Annotated in this window: 1 protein-coding gene and 1 pseudogene; both read right to left on the bottom strand. The window is 64.7% G+C overall.

All coding sequences use genetic code 11. The features are described from left to right. Positions 1 to 94, bottom strand: a pseudogene (locus F1542_RS17460) (ABC transporter ATP-binding protein); the annotation flags it as partial. Then, positions 91 to 609: iron ABC transporter permease (locus tag F1542_RS16230; protein WP_193733949.1), on the bottom strand; the 519-nt coding region annotated here is incomplete at its 5' end. The gene F1542_RS16230 and the pseudogene F1542_RS17460, both read right to left, overlap by 4 nt.

The following is a 609-nucleotide window of genomic DNA, read 5'->3' as shown; positions in this document are numbered from 1 at the left end:
TCACCCGCCCCCGCGCCAGCGTAAGCGACGCGGCGGAAACAACCATTCGGTCCCCGCGCCTGAGCGAGACGCCGCATGCCCGCAGAAGGGTCATGGCATTGTTCTTTTCAGCATGATGACGCGGGCAAGGAAAACCGGCGCACCCACCAGCGCCGTCAATACGCCAAGCTGCAGTTCAGGCCCGACCGTAACCGCACGCACCACCATATCCGCCGCCAGCAACAGCATGCTTCCCCCCAGAAAGGACGGCACAAGCAGCCGCGATGGCTGGTACCCCATAAGCGGCCGCAGCAGGTGCGGCACCACCAGCCCCACAAAACCGATCGCGCCCGACACCGCCACGCAAGACCCCACGGCCACTGCCGCCCCCAGCACGATCCGTGTCTGGATGCCCCGTATCCCGTGCAGTCGGAAACCAAGGCTTTCGGCTACATCTTCGCCCAATGTCAGCGCATCCAGCGCGCGCCCTGCCGACAGCATGAGCAGCGTGCCGCACACCATACCCGGCAGGCAGATCCAGACATGGGTAAAGGTCCGGTCCGTCAGCGACCCCATGAGCCAGTGCATGATCTCGAATGACGCATACGGGCTGGGCACAAGGTTCAGCAC

Source organism: Komagataeibacter sp. FXV3 (assembly GCF_015155755.1).
In the GTDB taxonomy this organism is placed as follows: domain Bacteria; phylum Pseudomonadota; class Alphaproteobacteria; order Acetobacterales; family Acetobacteraceae; genus Komagataeibacter.
The sequence above is the reverse complement of the archived record's forward strand: the minus strand, read 5'-3'. Positions and strand labels throughout refer to the sequence as shown.